This is a genomic window from Methylobacterium sp. 174MFSha1.1, assembly GCF_900116815.1.
In the GTDB taxonomy this organism is placed as follows: Bacteria; Pseudomonadota; Alphaproteobacteria; order Rhizobiales; family Beijerinckiaceae; genus Methylobacterium.
The window spans coordinates 36,756-56,607 of the sequence record NZ_FPCB01000038.1; the positions used below are offsets into that span (position 1 = coordinate 36,756).

The 19,852-nt window shown below is 70.7% G+C and carries 14 protein-coding genes, 1 pseudogene and 1 other annotated feature; of the genes and pseudogenes, 9 read left to right on the top strand and 6 right to left on the bottom strand.

The window, feature by feature from the left end; translation table 11 throughout:
* Positions 1-2: 2 nt before the first annotated feature.
* A complete protein-coding gene (locus BM430_RS27215; protein WP_093570370.1) occupies positions 3-1,364 on the bottom strand; it encodes an SWIM zinc finger family protein in 1,362 nt (453 codons plus the stop codon).
* Between the two features lie 810 nt (positions 1,365-2,174).
* Between BM430_RS27215 and BM430_RS27220 the strand changes: the two genes are divergently transcribed.
* On the top strand, positions 2,175-4,085 hold the full coding sequence (locus tag BM430_RS27220; protein ID WP_093570371.1) for a propionyl-CoA synthetase: 1,911 nt from the start codon (positions 2,175-2,177) through the stop codon (positions 4,083-4,085).
* A gap of 18 nt (positions 4,086-4,103) precedes the next feature.
* On the opposite strand, the gene BM430_RS27225 is transcribed toward BM430_RS27220, so the two are convergent.
* Positions 4,104-5,411 carry a sensor domain-containing phosphodiesterase gene (locus tag BM430_RS27225; protein WP_093570372.1) on the bottom strand — a complete coding sequence of 436 codons (1,308 nt, stop codon included), beginning with the start codon at positions 5,409-5,411 and terminating at the stop codon, positions 4,104-4,106.
* 413 nt (positions 5,412-5,824) lie between these two features.
* Between BM430_RS27225 and BM430_RS27230 the strand changes: the two genes are divergently transcribed.
* Together BM430_RS27230 and BM430_RS27235 are read left to right on the top strand one after the other, a co-directional pair.
* Positions 5,825-6,232, top strand: coding sequence for a hypothetical protein (locus tag BM430_RS27230; protein ID WP_093570373.1), 408 nt, complete (start codon positions 5,825-5,827; stop codon positions 6,230-6,232).
* A gap of 174 nt (positions 6,233-6,406) precedes the next feature.
* Complete coding sequence (locus tag BM430_RS27235; RefSeq protein ID WP_093570374.1) at positions 6,407-7,528, top strand: NADH:flavin oxidoreductase/NADH oxidase; 1,122 nt, start codon at positions 6,407-6,409, stop codon at positions 7,526-7,528.
* Between the two features lie 397 nt (positions 7,529-7,925).
* Here BM430_RS27235 and BM430_RS27240 read toward each other — a convergent pair.
* Positions 7,926-9,153, bottom strand: a pseudogene (locus BM430_RS27240) (IS3 family transposase).
* Positions 8,756-8,872 (bottom strand) — a sequence feature (AL1L pseudoknot). It overlaps the preceding pseudogene by 117 nt.
* A 182-nt stretch (positions 9,154-9,335) precedes the next feature.
* Between BM430_RS27240 and BM430_RS27245 the strand changes: the two are divergent.
* The 4 genes from BM430_RS27245 (at position 9,336) to BM430_RS27260 (ending at position 15,544) form a co-directional block, all read left to right on the top strand.
* Positions 9,336-11,156, top strand: a complete 1,821-nt coding sequence (locus BM430_RS27245; protein ID WP_093570375.1) for an ABC-F family ATP-binding cassette domain-containing protein — start codon at positions 9,336-9,338, stop codon at positions 11,154-11,156.
* Positions 11,157-11,538: 382 nt separating this feature from the next.
* On the top strand, positions 11,539-13,173 hold the full coding sequence (locus BM430_RS27250) for a porin (protein WP_093570376.1): 1,635 nt from the start codon (positions 11,539-11,541) through the stop codon (positions 13,171-13,173).
* 227 nt (positions 13,174-13,400) lie between these two features.
* Positions 13,401-15,245: an OmpA family protein gene (locus tag BM430_RS27255; RefSeq protein ID WP_244539681.1), complete on the top strand. Its 1,845-nt coding sequence runs from the start codon at positions 13,401-13,403 to the stop codon at positions 15,243-15,245.
* An 8-nt stretch (positions 15,246-15,253) separates the two neighbouring features.
* Positions 15,254-15,544: a hypothetical protein gene (locus BM430_RS27260; RefSeq protein WP_093570378.1), complete on the top strand. Its 291-nt coding sequence runs from the start codon at positions 15,254-15,256 to the stop codon at positions 15,542-15,544.
* A gap of 31 nt (positions 15,545-15,575) precedes the next feature.
* On the opposite strand, the gene serA is transcribed toward BM430_RS27260, so the two are convergent.
* The gene (serA, locus tag BM430_RS27265; protein WP_093570379.1) at positions 15,576-16,823 is read right to left on the bottom strand and encodes a phosphoglycerate dehydrogenase; all 1,248 of its coding nucleotides are present in this window, start codon (positions 16,821-16,823) and stop codon (positions 15,576-15,578) included.
* A 292-nt stretch (positions 16,824-17,115) separates the two neighbouring features.
* On the opposite strand from serA, the gene BM430_RS27270 reads away from it, so the two are divergent.
* Complete coding sequence (locus tag BM430_RS27270) at positions 17,116-17,709, top strand: SCO family protein (protein WP_093570380.1); 594 nt, start codon at positions 17,116-17,118, stop codon at positions 17,707-17,709.
* Here BM430_RS27270 and BM430_RS27275 read toward each other — a convergent pair.
* Both BM430_RS27275 and BM430_RS34260 read right to left on the bottom strand, forming a co-directional pair.
* Positions 17,654-18,340 carry a glycosyltransferase family 2 protein gene (locus BM430_RS27275; protein ID WP_244539679.1) on the bottom strand — a complete coding sequence of 229 codons (687 nt, stop codon included), beginning with the start codon at positions 18,338-18,340 and terminating at the stop codon, positions 17,654-17,656. The genes BM430_RS27270 and BM430_RS27275 overlap by 56 nt on opposite strands.
* A gap of 20 nt (positions 18,341-18,360) precedes the next feature.
* Complete coding sequence (locus BM430_RS34260; protein ID WP_143132140.1) at positions 18,361-18,606, bottom strand: hypothetical protein; 246 nt, start codon at positions 18,604-18,606, stop codon at positions 18,361-18,363.
* Between the two features lie 417 nt (positions 18,607-19,023).
* Between BM430_RS34260 and BM430_RS34265 the strand changes: the two genes are divergently transcribed.
* A complete protein-coding gene (locus BM430_RS34265; RefSeq protein ID WP_143132141.1) occupies positions 19,024-19,542 on the top strand; it encodes a hypothetical protein in 519 nt (172 codons plus the stop codon).
* Positions 19,543-19,852 lie beyond the last annotated feature (310 nt).

Sequence of the window (19,852 nt, forward strand, 5' to 3'; positions counted from 1 at the left end):
CCTCACGCCACCTGCAGGAGGACCGCCTGCGACGCCTCCGCGGGCATCGCGTAGAGGCGCCCGCCGGCCGCGAGGGCCAGGGGCGCGAGGCCGTGGCCGTCATGCAGGCCGAACAGGTCGACCGGGCGCCCGCCCGCGACCGCGAGCAGGCTCGGCAGGCGCGGATCGCCGCGCAGCGGCAGGCAGCCGGTCGCGTCGCCGGCCGCGAAGGCGCCCGCGCCCGGCAGCCGGCCGAGCCGCACGCCCGCGAGGCGCACCGGCCAGCGTTCGGTCCAGGGCGCGCGGGCGAGCACGGCCGCGAAGGCGTCCCGCGCCGCCGCGACGCTACCGGCACCCGGCAGGACGGGCTCCGCCGCCGGACCGGCGCGGCCGTCGCGAAACACCGCCCGCAGGGGCGGGTCGCCGGGCTGGAAGGCGAGCGCTCCGCAAAAGTCCTGGCCGGCGGCGGGGGCCGGCGGCAGGGGCGCGCCGGCGGTGCCGTAATCGAGCACCTGCGCCAGGGCGCCGGTGCGGCGGCCGACGAGCCAGACCGAGCGGGCGGTCAGCCGGTCCTCCTCCTCGACCGCGTGGGCCAGCACCGCCCAGTCGTCGGTGTGGTCCGGCCGCGTCGCCATCTCCTCGGCGGTGACGGGGTAGCCGAGCGCGGCGCGCACCCCCGCCGCAGCCTCCGGCGCCAGGGCGTCGAGGCGGCGGGCGGCGCGGGCGAGGAGCGCGATGCGCCCGAGGGCGAACCCCAGGGCCGCCTCCGGCCGGGCGCTGCCTGCTTGCGGCGCCGCCGCGACCAGCCCCGGCAGGGCGCGCACCCGGCGGGCGAGGCCGGGGGCCTGGCCGTCGACGAGGCGGCCGGCCATGCGGTCCCAGAAGGCGTAGGGTTCGGCGCGGGCGGCGGCCAGCCCCCGGCGCATCAGGTCGCGCAGCCAGAGATCCAGCTCGTCGAGGGCGGCCGCGACCTTGTCCTCGCGGGCCTGCCGGCGCCTGGCCTGCGCCTTCTCGTCGACGGGCCTGGCCGGTGCCGCGGCCTTGGTCTCGGCCGCGGCGGCGCGGCTCTCGCGGCCCTTGGCCCAGGCCGCGACCCAATCCGGCGGTTCGGCCCCGGGCAGGGCTGAACTCGCATCGACCAGCATCAGGCCGAGGCCGTGCTTGCACGGGAACTTCCGGCTCGGGCAGGTGCATTTCGAGGCCGGCCCGGCGAGGTCGGCGACGGTGCGGTAGGGCGTGGCGCCGCTGCCCTTGATCTCGCCCCAGATCACGGATCCCGCCCGGCCGAGGCCGCTCCATTTCGCCGGCTTGGCCTGATCCTGCCCGGCCTTGCGGCTCGCGGCATCGGGGGCGAGGTCGAGGATCTGTGCAGTCGTCAGGCTCATGCGGCAGGTCGGCGTCCGTCCATGCATCGTGTCTGGCGTGCGGCGCAGTCTGCACGAAACGATCTCGGGGGCAAGCTTGGCCTTTGATGCAAGATCAGGGATCGTTACACTTTACATCAATTCCAAGTGTGATCTTGGTGGCGCGGGGGTCTATCGTTTGCCGGCTCAGGCGGATGGATCCGGTGCCGGCGATCGTCTTGTGCGTGTCTCGAATGGTGTCCTGTCGTGGGGTTTGCTTGCGAGCGGTGCGGTGCTGTCTGCATGGTATGCGGGAGCGACCGGCTATCGTACGGGACAGGGCTATAACCATCCATTCCAGGCTCTTCCCCATTCCCGGACGACTGAAACGAAGTGGAAGGAGATGAACGATCCAGCATAACGTGTCGCGAAGCGTCATTGTGCCTGCGACGGTGCAGCATACGGAGCCGCTCCGCGGCGCTTCTCCCCTGGATCCCGAAGCTTAATCCGCTGATGCTTCAGTCGTCCGGGAAAGGGGAGGGTCGCGATAAAGTCCGCGCGCCAAGGGCGATATCTCTCCTCGTCATTCAGGGGCCGCGCAGCGGAACCCGGGATGACATCGAGGGTGGCAATTCGGTCGGCCAACTCAGCCAGGCTCTCAGGATGAGGTCGTGGGTGGGATGAAGATTGTGGATCGACCTAGCGGGCACTCGTCGCGACCCCCTCCACCGCCGCGGCGCACCGCGATCGCGACGGTCCGGCCGCGCGGGGCGGCACCATCTTGCCCGCCGCCGCCTTGTCCTCGACAATCCGGCCAACCGCCGGCCGATGGCGGATCAGGAGAGGGACGCCATGCCGGGACCGAGCCGCTACCGGGACACCTACGCCGCCTGGCAGCGCGACCCGGAGGCCTTCTGGGCGGAGGCCGCCGCGGCGATCGACTGGGTGACGCCCGCGGCCCGGGTCTTCGCCCCCGAGGAGGGCGCCTACGGCCGCTGGTTCGTCGGGGCCGAGGTCAATGCCTGCCACAACGCCGTCGACCGCCACGTCGCGGCAGGCCGGGGCGACCAGGCGGCGATCCTGTACGACTCCCCCGTCACCGGGACGAAAAGCCGGATCACCTACGCCGAGCTGTTGCGCGAGGTCGCGGCGCTCGCCGCCGTGCTGCAGGATCTCGGCGTCGGTCGCGGCGACCGGGTGGTGCTCTACATGCCGATGGTGCCGGAGGCCCTGTTCGGCATGCTGGCCTGCGCCCGCATCGGCGCCGTCCATTCGGTGGTGTTCGGGGGCTTCGCCGCCCGGGAACTCGCCGCCCGCATCGAGGACGCCGCCCCGAAGGTGGTGCTCGCCGCCTCCTGCGGCATCGAGCCGGCCCGGGTCGTCGCCTACAAGCCGCTCCTCGACGAGGCCTGCCGCCTCTCGTCCCACATACCCGATGCCTGCCTGATCCTGCAGCGGCCGCAAGCGGCGGCCGAGATGACGGAGGGGCGCGACCGCGACTGGGCGCAAGCCGTCGCGGCCGCCAAGGCGGCGGGCCGGGCCGCGCCCTGCGTGCCGGTCGCCGCCACCGATCCGCTCTACGTGCTCTACACCTCGGGCACCACCGGCAAGCCGAAGGGGGTGGTGCGCGACACCGGCGGCTACCTCGTGGCGCTGGCCTGGTCGATGCCGAACCTCTACGGCGTCGCCCCCGGCGAGACCTACTGGTGCGCCTCCGACGTCGGCTGGGTGGTGGGCCATTCCTACATCGTCTACGGGCCGCTCCTGCACGGCTGCACCACGGTGCTGTACGAGGGCAAGCCGGTCGGCACGCCGGATGCCGGCGCGTTCTGGCGCGTCATCGCCGAGACCGGGGCGGTCGCCCTGTTCACCGCGCCGACGGCCTTGCGCGCCGTGAAGAAGGAGGACCCGGAGGCCAGGCTCATGCAGGGCCACGACCTCTCGCGCTTCCGCACCCTCTTTCTCGCCGGCGAGCGGGCCGATCCCGACACCGTCGCCTGGGCCGAGCGGATCCTCGGCGTCCCGGTGATCGACCATTGGTGGCAGACCGAGACCGGCTGGCCGATCGCCGCCAACCCGGTCGGGCTCGGCGCGCTCCCGGTCAAGCACGGCAGCCCGACGGTGCCGATGCCGGGCTGGGACGTGCAGGTGCTCGACGAATCCGGCAGGCCGCTGCCCCCCGACACGATGGGGACGATCGCGATCAGGTTGCCGCTGCCCCCCGGCGCCCTGCCGACCCTGTGGCAGCAGGACGAGCGGTTCCGCGAGAGCTACCTCACGGCCTATCCGGGCTACTACAACACCTCTGATGCCGGCTTCCTCGATGCCGACGGCTACGTCTCGGTGATGGGCCGGACCGACGACATCATCAACGTCGCCGGCCACCGCCTCTCGACCGGCGGGATGGAGGAGGTGCTGGCCTCCCACCCCGCCGTCGCCGAATGCGCGGTGATCGGCATCCGCGACGCCCTCAAGGGGGAGGCGCCCTGCGGCTTCGTGGTGCTGAAGGCCGGCGCCGCGCAAGGTCCGGACGTGATCGAGCGCGAACTGGTGGCGCTCGTGCGCGAGCGGATCGGCCCGGTCGCGGCCTTCCGCCTCGCGCTCACGGTCGGGCGGCTGCCGAAGACCCGCTCGGGCAAGATCCTGCGCGGCACGATGAAGAAGATCGCCGACGGCGAGACCTGGGCGATGCCGCCGACCATCGAGGACCCGGCGGTGCTCGAGGAGATCGGCGGAGCGCTGCGGGAGCGGGGGCTCGGCTGAGCCGACCCCCCGAGGCGCTCACCCGGACGGGGATCGACTCCACGCCTGCGCGGCGGACAGGGCTCCCGCGGCCGACAGCGGCAGCGCCGCCGCCGCCGCGAGCGGCATCGGCCGGCCGGTCAGGAAGCCCTGCACCCGCGTCACGCCGAGCCCCTTGAGCACCGCGTACTCGGCCTCGGTCTCCACGCCCTCGGCGACGATCTCGCAGCCGATGCGCCGGCCGTATCCCGTCAGCGCCTCGGCCAGCGCGCGGCGGCCGGAATGCGCGTCGATGTTCCGGATCAGGCTCATGTCGAGCTTGATGAATTCGGGGCCGAGATCGAGGACGTGCCGGAGCGTCGCGTGGCCGGCCCCGACATCGTCGATGGCGAGGCCTAGACCCCGGCGCCGATACGGCTCCAGCACCGCGCGCAGGGCCTCGTAGGAGGCGACCGCCGCGTGCTCGGTCAGCTCGATCACCACCCGGTCGAGGGCCGCGCCCGCCATCGCCTCGGCGAGACGCGGAGAGGCGAGGGCGGCTGGCGACAGGTTGAGCGACAGCCTGATCCCGGGCGCCAGGACGGGCAGCGCGCGCAGGGCCTTGCGCACGGCGAGGAATTCCAGCTCCTCGCCGAGGCCCACCTCGGCGGCATCCGCGAACCAGGCGTCGGGGCCCTCGCTCGCGGGGTTCTCGCGCGCAGGATCCGAGCGCGTCGCAGGATGTCTGCCCGGGCTCGGCGCGAAGCGCGCCAGGGCCTCGAAGGCGGCCAGGCCGCCATCGGCCGTGCGGTAGATCGGCTGGAACACCATCTCGACGGCCTCGGCCGCGATCACCTCGCCGATGCGCCGGTGCTTCGCCTCCCGCTCGCGCGCGGCGTCGCGGGACTTCCACAGGATGGATTCGACGACGTCCGCGCAGAGACGCAGGGTGGCGAGGTCCCGGGTCGTGAGGCTGCGGTCCGGGGTGAAGCTGAAGCAGCACACCGTCCCGTAGGTCTCGCCGTCGGCGTGGCGCAGCGGAACGCTCAGATGCGCCCCGACCGGCATCTCGCGCGTGGCCGTCATCTGCGCCGCCACCGGATCCTCGGCCGCGTCCTGCATCAGGCCGGGCATCAGGCCCTTGGCGACGTAGTAGCAGAAGCTCTGCTCGAGCGGGGCACGGCTGCCGACGACCACCGGGTTGTGCGCCGCCCCGGCATCCGAGAAGCGGAAGACGCGCTCACCCGCGACGAATTCCGAGATGAAGCCGACATCCATCGCCAGATGGCGGCGGACAGCGCGAAGGACCGACAGGATCTGTTCGCTGGCGGTGCCGGACGGGTCGCCGAAGACTGATCTCAGGGGCATCGTTCGATTCGGCCGGAAGCAGGAGAGAGGACCATGAACTCAACCAAAAGTTGTCTTAACAACAGGATCTGAAAACACGGTTGTTTCATTTTTATTCAATAGATAATTGGAATTTAGTCTTAATGACGATCCGGGCCAATAGCGCTCCGCCGCGACGGGGTCCGGAGCGAGGCTTTGCAAGTGAAGTCAAGGAATACAGCGGATCGTCGATGCTGCGCGGACCGTACCGACGCAACGGTTCGATACAACCAGATGTTTCGTCGGTCCGATTCGCGGGTCGCGTACTCAAGGTCAGAGCAGGCATTTCGATATGCTCGGGCTTCCATGACGAGACAAGCACTTGCAAAAATTTCATAGAATTGCCATGATGACAAGGCCAAGCGCTCACAGTCGATCTGACTAGAGAACTCGCCATGCTCGGTTCGGATACCCACGGCATCCAGCGTCCCGCACGCGTCGGTGCGATCGCGGTCGCGGACGAGGTGCCGGCGCCCCTCAGGGCGCTGCGCGACAGGATCGAGCTCCGCCTCGCCGATCTGGCGGCCGGCCTCGGGCAGGACCCGGAGGTGCGCGAGACGATGCACGCCCTGCGCAGCGCCCTGTCCGACATCTGCGCGCTGACCGAGACCGACCCGAAGGTCCTGCGCCTCGTCGAGCGCCTGCTGGGCGCCGGCGAGCGGCTGGCCCTGGCCGAGAGCTTGCCGCGCCGGTCGCTGGCGGCGACGCGCGGCGCGGCGACCCGGGCGCTCAACGCCCTGACCGCGGCCCTGGCCGAGACGCGCCCGAGCCGGATCGCGGTGAGCCTCGGCCGCGGCTGGTAGGCGCGTCTCTCCGGTCCGGTCCGGTCCCGCGACCGGCGGCATTGGCGGTGCGCCGGCGCACGCCGCGCCGCTCCGGCGGCGCGCAGGCGCCCTGCATCGCCGGCGCTGGCCGGGGCCGCGGCCCCGCGCCACATTGGCGGTACCCTGGCAGTCATCCTGCACCGGAGTACCCGTATGAGCCCACCCCTCCTGTTCCAGCCCCTGCACCTCGACGGCCTCGCGCTGGAGAACCGCATCATCGTCGCGCCGATGTGCCAGTACTCGGCCCGCGACGGGGAGGCGACCGACTGGCACATGATGCATCTCGGCCAGCTCGCGCTGTCCGGTGCCGGGCTCCTGACGCTGGAGGCCACCGCCGTGTCGCCGGAGGCGCGGATCACGGCCGGCGATCTCGGCCTGTGGGACGACGGGACCGAGCGGGCCCTGGCGGGTGTCCTGGACGCGGTGCGCGACTACGCGCCGATGCCGGTCTGCATCCAGATTGCCCATGCCGGCCGCAAGGCCTCGAGCGAGCCGCCGTGGCGCGGCGGGCATCAGGTGGCGCCGGATTCGCCCCGCGGCTGGCTCACCGAGGCGCCGTCGGCGCTCGCCCATGCCGAGGGCGAGGTCGCGCCCCGCGCCCTCGACCGCGAGGACATGAAGCGCATCCGCGACGGGTTCGCGGCGACCGCCCGGCGGGCCGTCCGCCTCGGCATCGAGTCGGCGGAGATCCACGCCGCGCACGGCTACCTGCTGCACCAGTTCCTGTCGCCGCTGTCGAACCAGCGGACCGACGCCTATGGCGGCAGCCTGGAGAACCGGATGCGCTTCCCCCTCGAAGTGTTCGAGGCGGTGCGCGAGGTGTTTCCCGCCGGCCAGCCGGTCTGGGCCCGGGTCTCGGCGACGGACTGGGTCGAGGACGGCTGGGAGGTCGAGCAGACCATCGCCTTCGCCGAAGCCCTGAAGGCGCGGGGCGCCGCGGCCATCCACGTCTCGACCGGCGGCGTCTCACCCCGGCAGAAGATCGCGATCGGACCCGGCTATCAGGTGCCCTTCGCCGAGCGGGTGCGGGCGGCGACCGACCTCGTCACCATCGCGGTCGGCCTCATCACCGAGCCGCGCCAGGCGGAAGGCATCCTGGCGGAGGGCAAGGCGGATGCGGTCTCGCTCGCCCGCGCGATGCTGTACGACCCGCGCTGGCCCTGGCACGCCGCCGCCGAGCTGGGGGCCCAGGTCCGGGCGCCGAAGCAGTACTGGCGCTCGCAGCCGCACCACCTGAAGGACCTGTTCAAGGAAGTGAGCTTCGGGCAGCGGTGATCCCAAGATCATATTGAGGCGGGTTTTGCTGCCAAGGCCTGGGACGGGATCGAGAATATCCCACCCTCCCACCTCATCCTGAGCAACCATTAAATTGGTTGGGCGCGACCTGAATTTGCGGCGGTCTGGCCTGCCCCAGCGATGGGCAGGAGTATGGACAAAGCTTCGCCTTGCCCACACTCCTGCCCATGGTACACCAGCAGCAGGTGAGATCGTTCGCGTCCGTCTCACTCCCAAGACCGGGCAGTCCTCTCAGGCCATCTGGACCCTGAAGACTGGATCCGGCGCGGGCATGTCAGGCGGCTTTCGCCGCCGGCTTCTCGGCTTGCCACGGCGTCCCGCGTTGCAGCACCGTGTTTGAACCGCCCCGGGTATCTCGGAGGCTGTTTGTCTTGGGTCAGGCGGCCAAGGCTTGGCCGCCGACGTTGGCATGATAGCGCGCTTCGGCCTCGGCGGGAGGGACGTTGCCGATCGGCGCGAGCAGGCGACGGTGGTTGTACCAGTCGACCCACTCCAGGGTGGCGTACTCGACGGCCTCGAAGGAGCGCCAGGGTCCGCGTCGGTGGATCATCTCCGCCTTGAACAGGCCGTTGATCGTCTCCGCCAGGGCATTGTCGTAAGAGTCGCCGACGCTGCCGACCGATGGCTCGATCCCTGCTCCGGCCAAGCGCTCGGTGTAGCGCAAAGCTAAGTATTGCGAGCCACGGTCCGAATGGTGCACCAGTCCGCTGCCCTGACCAGGACGACGCTCGTGCAGTGCCTGCTCAAGAGCATCTAGAACGAAGCTTGCATGAGCACTGCGTGAGGCCCGCCAACCGACGATGCGCCGGGCGAACACATTGATGACGAAGGCCGCGTAGACGAAGCCCGACCACGTCGCCACGTACGTGAAGTCGCTGACCCACAAGGCGTTCGGCCGCGGAGCCTTGAACTGACGGTTGACGCGGTCGAGGGGGCAAGCTGCGGCCGGGTCGGGGATTGTGGTGCGCATGGTCCTGCCACGCACCACCCCCGCCAAGCCCATCTGGCGCATCAGCCGAGCCACCGTGCATCGCGCGGTCAGATCCCCTCCCGGGCCAGTTGCCGCCAGATCTTGCGCACGCCGTAGACGCGGAAGTTGGCCTCGAACACACGCTGGATCTCGATCATCAACGCCGCGTCGCTGCGAGCACGAACCGGGTGCTTGTCCGGATCGGCACGCCGGGCGGCATGCAGGTAATAGGTCGACGGGGCGATCGGCAGCACCCTGCAGATCGGCTCGACCCCGTAGACTGCCCGATGATCGTCGATGAAGCTGATCATGGCCGCGACCGGCGGTCGAGCTCGGCAAAAGCAAAATACGCCGACGCCTTGCGCAGGATCTCGTTGGCCTGGCGCAGCTCACGGTTCTCCCGTTCGAGCGCCTTGATCCGCTCGCGCTCGTCCGTCGTCTGGCCGGGTCGCACACCTTGATCCCGTTCAGACTGGCGCACCCAGTTCCGTAGCGTCTCGACCGAGCAGCCGATCTTGGCGGCTATCGACTGGATCGCCGACCACTGCGAGCCGTGCTCGCCCTCATGGTCGCGCACCATCCGCACCGCGCGCTCGCGCACCTCGGGCGAAAAAGGGGCTGTTCGTTTCGTCATGGCTCCATCCGCTCAGAAGTTGGAGCCTCCGGGAAACCCGGGGCGGTTCACCAGAAACAGGGCAATCCCAATCCCAATCCCAGATATCGAAAGGCGCGGTCGCCACCCGGTTCCGCTCGGGCCTGTCTCCGGCATCCGCCCGGGCTCGCCTTTCGGAAGAGCCTGCCGTAATCCCCCACCCCATGGCCGCTCCTCCGCTCCTCACCCTCCAGGGCATCGCGCTCACCTTCGGCGGCACGCCGCTGCTCGCCGGGGCCGACCTCTCGCTCAGCCCCGGCGACCGCACCTGCCTCGTCGGCCGCAACGGCTCGGGCAAGTCGACCCTGCTCAAGGTCGCCGCCGGCTTGATCGAGCCCGACAAGGGCGTGCGCTTCGTCCAGCCCGGCACGACATTGCGCTACCTCGCGCAGGAGCCGGATTTTTCCGGGCACGCCACCACCCTGTCCTTCGTCGAGGCGGGGATGGGGCCGGGCGACGAGCTCTACCGGGCGCGCTACCTGCTCGAGAGCTTGGGGATGACCGGCGAGGAGGATCCGGCCCGGCTGTCGGGGGGCGAGTCGCGCCGCGCCGCGCTCGCCCAGGCGCTGGCGCCCGAGCCCGACATCCTGCTCCTCGACGAGCCGACCAACCACCTCGACCTGCCGGCCATCGAGTGGCTGGAGGCCGAGCTGAAGGGCAGCCGCTCGGCGCTCGTCCTCATCAGCCACGACCGCCGCTTCCTCGAATCCCTGTCGCGGTCCACGGTCTGGCTCGACCGCGGCACGACGCGGCGGCTCGATCAGGGGTTCTCCGCCTTCGAGGGCTGGCGCGATCAGGTGTTCGAGGAGGAGGAGCGCGACCGCCACAAGCTCGACCGCAAGATCGCGATGGAAGAGGACTGGCTGCGCTACGGCGTGACGGCGCGGCGCAAGCGCAACGTCAAGCGGCTCGCCGGCCTGCACGAGCTGCGCCGCAAGGCCCGCGAGCATCGCGGGCCCGTCGGCGCCGCGACCCTGACGGTGAGCGAGACCGAGGCCTCCGGCGCCCTGGTGGTCGAGGCGCGCGACGTCGCGAAGTCGTATGGCGACCGTGCCATCGTCCGCGACCTGAGCCTGCGCATCGCGAAGGCCGACCGACTCGGCATCGTCGGCGCCAACGGCACCGGCAAGACGACGCTTGTCAACCTGCTCACCGGCCGCCTCGAACCCGACTCCGGCGTGGTGAAGGTCGGCGCCAACGTCACCCTCAACCTCCTCGACCAGCGCCGCAGCGCCCTCGATCCCGAGCGCACCGTCGCGGACGTGCTGACCGGGGGCGGTAGCGACAGCGTCCAGGTCGGCGGCCAGAGCCGGCACGTCGTCGGCTACATGAAGGACTTCCTGTTCTCGCCCGAGCAGGCGCGCACGCCGGTCCGCGTGCTGTCGGGCGGCGAGCGCAACCGGCTGCTCCTGGCGCGGGCGCTGGCCGAGGCCGGCAACCTCCTCGTCCTCGACGAGCCGACCAACGATCTCGACCTCGAGACCCTGGACCTGCTCCAGGAGATGCTCGGCGAGTATGCCGGCACCCTGATCCTGGTCAGCCACGACCGCGACTTCCTCGACCGGGTGGTCGACACGGTGCTGGTCTCGGAAGGGGAGGGGCGCTGGGTCGCCTATGCGGGCGGCTATTCCGACATGGTCGCCCAGCGCGGCGTCGGGGTGCAGGCGCGCGGCGTCGTGGCCCCGAAGGGCGCGAAGGACGTCGCCAGGGAGGCTCCGAAGGCGGTGGCGAGCCGCCCGTCGGCGAAGAAGCGCCTGGGCTTCAACGAGCAGCACGAGCTCAAGACCCTGCCGTCCCGAATCGCGGCGCTGGAGGGCAACCGGGCGAAGCTCCGCGCCGCCCTCGACGACCCGACCCTCTACGCCCGCGACCCCGCCCGCTTCGAGGCGATCTCCCGCACCCTGGCGACGACCGAGGCCGACCTCGCCGGCGCCGAGGAGCGCTGGCTCGAACTCGAGATGATGCGCGAGGAGCTGGAGGGCTGATTCCCCGCACGAACGGACCGGTTCGGGTCGCGGCCACCGGAGCCGCACCCGGTCCAAGGGACGACAGAGATGGCGCGCGAGAACTGCGATGCTCGCGCGCGGGACGCCGGATTTAGCTGACCCGCGTAAGCTTTCGTGGCGTCTGTGCAACATTGAGGCCGAAAGCCGGTGACTTGGCCGTCCCGGGCGCTGATCCCGGTTGATCGCTGTTAGCGCCTAGCACATGGTGCCTCTGCACCGGGGACAACCCCGGTGCGGCCCGGAAGACATCCCCAGAGGGGAGCGCCGGGCGCAAGGGGATAAGAGTGGCGTGGTTCGGCTCCCGTAGGATCGTCGAGACACAGTCGTTCACCCCCAGGGTCTCGAAACTTTGGAGGTCTCGATGAAGCTCGTGAAGAGCCTTCTGCTGGGTTCGGCTGCCGGCCTGACCGTTGTCGCAGGGGCGCAGGCTGCCGATCTGCCGATCAAGAAGGCAGCGCCTGTCGAATTCGTTCGTGTCTGCTCGGCCTACGGCGCCGGCTTCTTCTTCGTTCCCGGTACCGATACCTGCCTGCGCGTCTCCGGCCGCGCGCGCTTCGAGGCCGGCTACTCGCAGGGCTATCAGCGCGGCAGCAACAACGGCGACCTGATGGGTTACCGCGGCCTCGGCCGCCTCAACCTCGACGCCCGCACGCAGACCGCCTACGGCACGCTGCGCGCCTTCGTGCGCTTCGAGCTCGCCTCGCGGACCGGCGCCTACCTGAACTCGGGCACGCAGCAGCGCATCGCCAACGCCTTCCCGGCGCTCGGCGTCGACACGTTCGGCCGCGCCCAGCAATACGTGAACGTCGACAAGGCCTTCATCCAGTTCGCCGGCCTCACCGCCGGTCGCGCGGCCTCGTTCTACGACTTCTACGCCCACGACTTCGAGATCATCGGCACCTCGCTGGGCTCGGACGTCGCCTCGACCAACCTGCTCGCCTACACCGCCACCTTCGGCGACGGCTTCTCGGCGACGATCTCGATCGAAGATCCGACGTTCCGCAAGACCCCGCTGTTCGGTACCGCCACCGCCGGCAACGCGGCGAGCCAGTTCGCGGTCTTCACCGCCGCGGCCGCCAACCTGACCCCGGTCATCGCCACCAACGCGGCCGGCGTGCCGGTCGGTGAGGCGTTCTACGACCTGCGCCAGACCAACCGCATGCCCGACTTCGTCGGCGTGCTGCGCTACGACGCCGCCTGGGGTTCCGCCCAGCTCTCGGCCGCCGTGCACGAGCTGAACGCCCAGAACGCCGCGAGCGTGCTGACCTTCGGCGGTGCCGCGATCGCTCCCGGCACGGTCGTGACGCCCCGCGTCAACACCGAGTACGGCTGGGCCATCCAGGGCGGCCTGAAGTTCAACCTGCCGTTCATCGCTCCGGGCGACTCCCTGTACCTGCAGGGCTCGTACGGTGAGGGTGCGCAGCTCTACACCGGCTACTCCACCTATATCGGCTCCTACACCGCCAGCGCCGGCAACACCCAGGGCTCGCCCTTCGCGACCTACTTCACCGACGCCGCCGTCAATCCCCTCACGGGCAAGATGGAGCTGTCGACCAGCTGGACGGTGGTCGGGTCGTACCTGCACTACTGGGCGCCCGAGTGGCGGTCGGCGATCATCGGCAGCTACGGCGAGATGTCGTTCGGCAAGACCAGCCGCGCGCTGCTCGGCGGCCTGAACTTCAACGGCCTCGGCAACCCGGTCAACAGCCCCGGCAACTTCCTGTTCAGCGCGGCGCTGCGCGACACCAGCCAGATCGTCGCCGGCGCGAGCCTGATCTGGTCGCCGGTGAAGGACCTCGATATCGGCGTCGAGGGTCTCTACAACCGCGTCGACATCAAGAACGGCCGGGCCATCGACCAGAACAAGGCTCCGGGCGGCGTCGCCGCCGGTGTGAACGCCGCCGGCCTGCCGGTGGCCGCCAACGGCGCGATCCTGCCGACCACCAACTACGCGGACACGTTCCAGGTCCGCATGCGCGTCCAGCGCGACTTCTAAGTCGCGAGACCGGTCCCCTCGGGGACCGTATCCGGACGTCTCTCAGGGTCCCGGCTCCGTGCCGGGGCCCTTTTTCGATTCCGCTTCTCCGATTCCCCTTCGTCGACTCTCTGCCGCGCCGCATCGCGCCTTGCTGATGCCGGAAACCGCCGCCAGGGTGGCGGCTCGCGCGCGGCCCCCCGCCTCCGCGCCGTTTTTTTTGTCCGCGACGAGGTTCCGTGTTGGCGATGCGCTCGATCGGCTGGCTCGCCGGCCTTCCTCTCCTCGCCGGCGCGTGGGTCGCGGCCACGACCGTCGCCGAGCCGCGGCTCGAATCCGCCCTGGAGGCGCCTGCGGGGGCGATCGCGTCGCGCACCGGCCGCGACGGCGCCGAGCCCTGGCTGCGGGTCGAAGTGCGCGGCCGCGACCTCGTGGCGAGCGGCGAGGCACCGATGCAGGCCGCCCTCGACGAGGCCCGCGCCGCGCTCGCCGCCGTGCCGGGCCACCGCCGGATCCTCGACCGCCTCGGCCTCGTCGCCGAGGTCTCGCCCTTCACCTGGGCTGTCGTCCACCGCACGCCGGACCGCCTCGACCTCATCGGCCACCGCCCGGCGGAGATCGGCCGCGCGGCGCTCGCCGAGACCCTGGGCGCCGGCCTGCCCGCCGGCCTCTTCCTGCGCGACGCCGCGCGGGCCGCCCGCGGCGCGCCCGACACTTTCTCCGAGGGAGCCCGCTTCCTCATCGCCCAAGCGCAGCACCTGAAGCCCGGCGCCACCGCGGCGATGAGCGACCGCACCCTCTCGGTCCACGGCGAGGCGGCGAGCGTCGAGGCCTATGCCGGCCTCAAGGCCGACCTCGCCCGGCCGCCCGCCGGCTTCACGATCGGCGAGGTCGCGGTCGAGCCGGCCCTGGCCTCGCCCTTCACCTGGTCGGCGAGCCGCGGCCCCGACGGCATCCGGCTCGACGGCTACGCCGTGTCGGAGGCCGATCGCGCGGCGATCCTGGCCGCCGCGCGGCTCCTCGCCGACGGCGCCCCGGTGACCGACACGATGCGCACCGCCCGCGGTCTTCCCGCCGGGATCGACGCGCGGGCGCTGACCGACCGCGCCTTCGCGGCCCTGGCCCTGGTGCGGGAGGGCAGCGTCTCCCTCGACGGCGCGGCCCTGTCGATCCGGGGTGCCGCCATCGACGGCCAGGCCGTGCGCGAGGCCGAGGCCCTCGCCGGCGCCCTGCCGGCCGGAATCTCCCGCGGCACGGTTGCGCTCACGGCGAGCCGGGTCTCGCCCTACGTCGTGACGGTCCGGCGCGGGCCGGACGCCTTCACCCTCACCGGCCACCTGCCGGATGCCGAGGCGCGCGCCGCGATCCGGGCTACCTTACGCCCCTCCCTCTACGGCGAGCGGATCGTCGACCGCACCCGGCTCGCCGAGGGCGCGCCGCCCGCCCTCCTCGACGGCCTGACCGCCGGGATCGGCATCCTCGCCCAGCTCGCCGAGGGCGAGGTCACGGTGCGCGACCAGACCCTGCGCGTCGCCGGCGAGGGGCTCTATCCCGAGAGCGCACGCCGCATCGCCGCGGAAGCCGCCCGGATCGCGCCGCCCGGCTGGCGCATCGACGTCGCGGTCGAGGGCCGCGGCGCCGCCCTGGTCCGGGACCCGGCGGCCTGCCGCGAGACCTTCGCGGCGCTCGCCGCCGAACCGACCCTGCGCTTCGAACCCGGCAGCGCCGACCTGAAGGCCGCCTTCTACCCCGTCCTCGACGAGGTCGCTGGCCTCGCCCGCGCCTGCCCGCAGGCCCGGATCGAGGTCGCCGGCCACGACGACCCGCCCGGCACCGCGCCGCCGCCCGCCCCGAAGGAGGTGCCGGCCCCCTCCAAGGCGAAGCCCGCGGCGAAACCCGGCAAGCAGGCCGAGAAACCCGCACCCAAACCCGCTGACACGCCCGCGATGCCCGATCCCGGCCTGCCGCAGCGGCGCGCCGCCGCGATCGTCGATTACCTGCTCAAGGCCGGCATCCCGGCCGACCGGATCGCCGCCGCGCCGGCGGAGGCCGCCGCCGACCGCCGGGCGGTCGCCTTCGCCCTGCGCTCGTGAGGCCCATCGTGCTGATTCTCGCTTCCGTCGCCTGGCCGGGCCTCGTCGCCGCGCTCGTGATCGGAGCCGGCACCGGCCGCCTCGCCGGCCCGCCCACCGGCCGGGGCCCGCGCCTCGCCGCCGGCCTCGTCGTGCTCCTCGCCCTCGCCGCAGGCGCAGCGACGCTCGCCGGCCTCGTGCCCGGGGGAACCCTCGCGGTGCCGGGGCGCGAAGGCTTCTGGCTCGAGACCGCCGCCCTGATGCTGGCGGTCTACCTCGCCGGCTGCGCGCTCGGGGCGTCCCTGCCGCGCCGGGCGTGAGGAGGCGGGGGCCGGTCCCCGCCTCTCGACCTCAGCGGCGCTCGTAGAGCAGCCGCGCCCGGATCGTGCCGTCGATGGAGCGCAGCTCCTCCAGCAGGGCCTCCGGATCGACGTCGGTCGCGTCGGTCTCGACCACCACGTAGCCGACCTCGCCGTCGGTCTGGTAGAACTGCGCCGCGATGTTGATGTGCTTGCGGGCGAAGGTCTCGTTGAGGCGCCCGAGCATGCCCGGCAGGTTGCGCTGCACGTGGATGAAGCGCAGGCCGGTCGGCCGGGCCGGCAGCTGCACCTGCGGGAAGTTCACCGCGCCGACCGTCGAGCCGATGTCGGAATAGTCGACGAGCTTGCGCGCCACCTCGGCGCCGATGCGCTCCTGCGCCTCCTCGGTCGAGCCGCCGACATGGGGGGTGAGGATGACGTTCTCGAGCCCCTGGAGCGGCGAGACGAAGCGCTCGCTGTTCGATTTCGGCTCGACCGGGAAGACGTCGACGGCGGCACCCCGCAGGTGGCCGTCCTTCAGGGCCGAGGCCAGGGCGTCGAGATCGACCACCGTGCCGCGGGAATTGTTGATGAGGTAGGCGCCCGGCTTCATCGCCCGGATCTGCGCCTCGCCGATCATGTTGTGGGTCGTGGCCGTCTCCGGCACGTGCAGCGAGACCACGTCGCTCTGGGCGAGCAGCGCGCCGAGGCTGTCGACCGGCTCGGTGTTGCCGTGGCGCAGGCGGTCGGTGAGGTCGTGGAAGATCACCCGCATGCCCATCGCCTCGGCGAGGTTCGAGAGCTGCGAGCCGATATTGCCGTAGCCGACGATGCCGAGCGTCTTGCCGCGCACCTCGAACGAGCCGTTCGCCGACTTGTCCCAGCCGCCGACATGGGCCGAAACCGAACGCGGCACGATGCGGCGGAGCAGCATCACGATCTCGCCGATGACCAGTTCGGCCACCGAGCGGGTATTGGAGAACGGCGCGTTGAAGACCGGGATGCCGCGCCGGCGGGCCGCGTCGAGGTCGACCTGGTTGGTGCCGACCGAGAAGCAGCCGACGGCCATCAGCCGGTCGGCGGCCTCGAAGGCGGCCTCGTCGAGCTGGGTGCGCGAGCGGATGCCGAGGATGTGGACGCCCTTGAGCGCCCTGTGCAGGTCGGCCGGATCGAGGGCCTTGGCCAGCCGCGTGACGGTGACGTAGCCGGCCGCCTCCATCAGCGACACCGCGCTGTCGTTGATGCCTTCGAGCAGCAGGACGCGAATCTTGTCCTTGGGCAGTGAGAGCTTGTCGGCCATGGCGGGTCTTCTTGATCGGTCTTTTCGAGAATCGGGGTCGGAGCCGCGGGGAGGCGCGGAACCGGTTGGCGCGACCGATAGGAGAGCGGGCGACGCAACGCAACATAGGGTCCGGTTACCTGGGCCTGCCCAGGCGCAGGGCAGTGCTGCGCCCACCGCGCGAGCAGTCGTCTTCCCTGAGCAACCCGGCGCCCGGTTCTTCCGGGGTGACCCCGTGCCTCCTTGCGGCCGCGGGCCGGCGGTGCTCCACCGGCCCCGTCCGCCCCCGGCAAGCCCCAGGAAGAATCCGCCGATGCCCCTCACGCCCCGGATGCGCCGCGCCGCGATCCCGCTCCTCGTCTTCGCCCTCGGCCTCGCGGTTCTGGGCCTCACCGCCAGCCTGATGCTCGGCCGCCCGGCCACCGGCACCAGCGCCGTCGGCGGGCCGTTCACGCTCGTGAACCAGGACGGCCGCACCGTCACCGACCGGGACTTTTCCGGCAAGCCGCACCTGGTGTTCTTCGGCTTCACCCACTGCCCGGACATCTGCCCGACCACCCTGCAGCAGATCTCCGACGTGCTGGCGGCTCTCGGGCCGAAGGGGAACGACGTGAAGGCGTTGTTCGTCACCGTCGACCCCGAGCGCGACGATCCGAAGGCGCTCAAGGAGTATCTGTCGAGCTTCGATCCCCGCATCGTCGGGCTGACCGGCTCGCCCGAGGCGGTGGCCGCCACCGTGAAGGCCTACCGGGCCTACAGCCGCAAGGTGCCGCTGAAGGAGGGCGACTACACGATGGAGCACACGGCGCTGGTCTACATCATGGACGGGCGCGGCCACTTCGTCGGCGCGCTCAACCTGATGCGCCCGGCCCAGGACGCCGCCGCCGAGGTGGCGCGCCAGCTCTGACGATCCCGCGTTCCCGCATCGCCCCGGTGCGGGAGGTGGCGGAGAGTCCGTGCTCGGTCTTGTTCCAGCGATAGGGCGCTACCAGCAATTCGAGGAGGCCGAGCCAGGCCGCCGCACTGACGAGGCCGTAATAGAGCGGCAGCATCAGCACCCAGGGCGCGAGGCTCCACCAGCCCCGCCGCAGGCAGCCGGCGAGCGCCGGCAGCCCCATCGCGCCGAGGCCGGCGGCGAAGACGGTCGCGCCCGTCGCCGTCACCAGGTTGGCGACGAAGTCCGGAGCCGCCGGCAGCGGATCGGCCGCGAGGTGCCAGACCGCGAGCGCGATCCCGAACGGATAGGCCAGGGCCGAGACGACCGTGCCGGGCACCATGGCGACGGCACAGAGCAGGCCGAGGGGACCCAGGCGCCGGAAGGCGCGGACGGGGTGGCGGCTGTGGGTGATCGTGGTCTGGACGAAGCCCTTCATCCAGCGGGTGCGCTGGCGCAGCCAGGGCCGGATGCGGGCCGGCGCCTCCTCCAGGGTCGAGAGCGGCAGATCGCCCACCCGGTAGCCGGCGAGCGAGAGGCGCAGGCCGAGATCGGCATCCTCGGTGACGTTCCAGGCGTCCCAGCCGTGCAGGTCGCGCAGCACCCGCGTACGAAAATGCGGAATTAGGTAGCAGACTCACCCGCGAGCGGGATCGGCCCAAGCACGCCTAGTTCGGCCAAGATCGCGATGATGGCGGCGCGGCGCCAATCGTTCGGGCACGGGTAGACGTGGCTGAGGGGCGATTTGCGGTTGTGAGCCAACCGCATCACCTTGCCGCTGTCGCGTAAAATTTGGGAAATCCAGCACGGCTTAGGAGTAAAGCCGTGACGCTGCCTCGCCATATGCTGAGTGGTTTTGCAGATATTCATGTCGCGCACTCCAATGCCCAATCAGGCGCTTGGAGCATGGCCTCTTCTGCGATGATCCGCATCAACTAAAAGGTGCTCTTCCGCAAGGGCATTTTCTCTGCGCTAGCGCCCCGGGTTGGGCGGCTCGCCTGCTACACGGCGCCGGGATAACCGGCACGAGGTTCCGGTTCGGGGAGCTTGGTGCATATGCCCGGGTTGCCGCATCGCGGCGGACATCATTGAAGGGCCTAGCCCTCGTTGACATCACAACAGAATGTTGCGGCTTGGGGGCTAGAAACTTGGTTCGCCAAAACCTTTCTCGACCGTAATATCGTACATATCGTTCTATAATAAGAATTATAACACTAGCTGTCGTTATATGTTGCCGGCATCGGTAATGTCATGATACGAAGGCTTCAGTGACGAGGCTTGGGTGCCGTGCGCGAACTGACCGACATTCTTTCCGAACTCGCCAGCCATCAGGCACGCCTCATGACAGAGGCGTTTGAAGCGGGGCGGGCCGCTGGCCGCGTAGAGGCTACGGCTGACATTTTGCACAAGATCGGCACCATCCTTCCAACGGGGCCGGTCGTAGCGCCGATGTTGCCTATCGCCTCCGAGGCTAAGGGTGAGGCTGCACGCCCAATCGCCCCTCCCCCCGCCTTCGGCGGGGGAGAAGATACGGGTCGCGCCACGCCAGGGAGCGTTAAACCGCGGGTGGCACAGTTAGTGTCAGAGCGCCCGGGAATAACGACGCGCCAGATTGAGGACGCGACAGGGTTCAAGCTGAACAGCATCCGAGGAACGCTGTGGGCCTTGCACGCGCAGGATCACGTTATTGAGCGACGCAATGGGGGCTGGTACCCCTCCGCTCAAAAAGATGAAGCCGCAGGCGCTAATCCAGAAGAGCGGACGCCTACGGCTTCTGACGATGAGGATCTTGACGGCCTCATCTAATCCCAACTCCCACCCGTGGCCCGGAAGCCGCAGAGAGGTAGGTGGCACATGAGAAGATAGACCCGCATGGAGCAGTCAGGCGTTAGTGCGTCTGATTGCCTCTTACGGGGGTAGCACAGTGCGGGGTGCGGCTGTCCATCCAACGCCCCGAGGGTGCAAGTCCCTCTACCTCCACCTTATCGGAACAAGGCAAGCGGCCTCGCGCCAACGCTATTGCCATAGCACGATCTGCCGCGGCGATCCAGCGCGTAGCCCGAAACGAAAAAACCCCAGACGCCGGCCGAGGCCTCGCGCTGGGGCTGTCGCCCTG

What these genes read in the sequence shown, in the direction of transcription:
- BM430_RS27215 (WP_093570370.1), bottom strand. Translation starts at nt 1,364, where the DNA reads ATGAGCCTGACGACTGCACAGATCCTCGACCTCGCCCCCGATGCCGCG.
- BM430_RS27220 (WP_093570371.1), top strand. Translation starts at nt 2,175, where the DNA reads ATGCCGGGACCGAGCCGCTACCGGGACACCTACGCCGCCTGGCAGCGC.
- BM430_RS27225 (WP_093570372.1), bottom strand. Translation starts at nt 5,411, where the DNA reads ATGCCCCTGAGATCAGTCTTCGGCGACCCGTCCGGCACCGCCAGCGAA.
- BM430_RS27230 (WP_093570373.1), top strand. Translation starts at nt 5,825, where the DNA reads ATGCTCGGTTCGGATACCCACGGCATCCAGCGTCCCGCACGCGTCGGT.
- BM430_RS27235 (WP_093570374.1), top strand. Translation starts at nt 6,407, where the DNA reads ATGAGCCCACCCCTCCTGTTCCAGCCCCTGCACCTCGACGGCCTCGCG.
- BM430_RS27245 (WP_093570375.1), top strand. Translation starts at nt 9,336, where the DNA reads ATGGCCGCTCCTCCGCTCCTCACCCTCCAGGGCATCGCGCTCACCTTC.
- BM430_RS27250 (WP_093570376.1), top strand. Translation starts at nt 11,539, where the DNA reads ATGAAGCTCGTGAAGAGCCTTCTGCTGGGTTCGGCTGCCGGCCTGACC.
- BM430_RS27255 (WP_244539681.1), top strand. Translation starts at nt 13,401, where the DNA reads ATGCGCTCGATCGGCTGGCTCGCCGGCCTTCCTCTCCTCGCCGGCGCG.
- serA (WP_093570379.1), bottom strand. Translation starts at nt 16,823, where the DNA reads ATGGCCGACAAGCTCTCACTGCCCAAGGACAAGATTCGCGTCCTGCTG.
- BM430_RS27270 (WP_093570380.1), top strand. Translation starts at nt 17,116, where the DNA reads ATGCCCCTCACGCCCCGGATGCGCCGCGCCGCGATCCCGCTCCTCGTC.
- BM430_RS34260 (WP_143132140.1), bottom strand. Translation starts at nt 18,606, where the DNA reads ATGAATATCTGCAAAACCACTCAGCATATGGCGAGGCAGCGTCACGGC.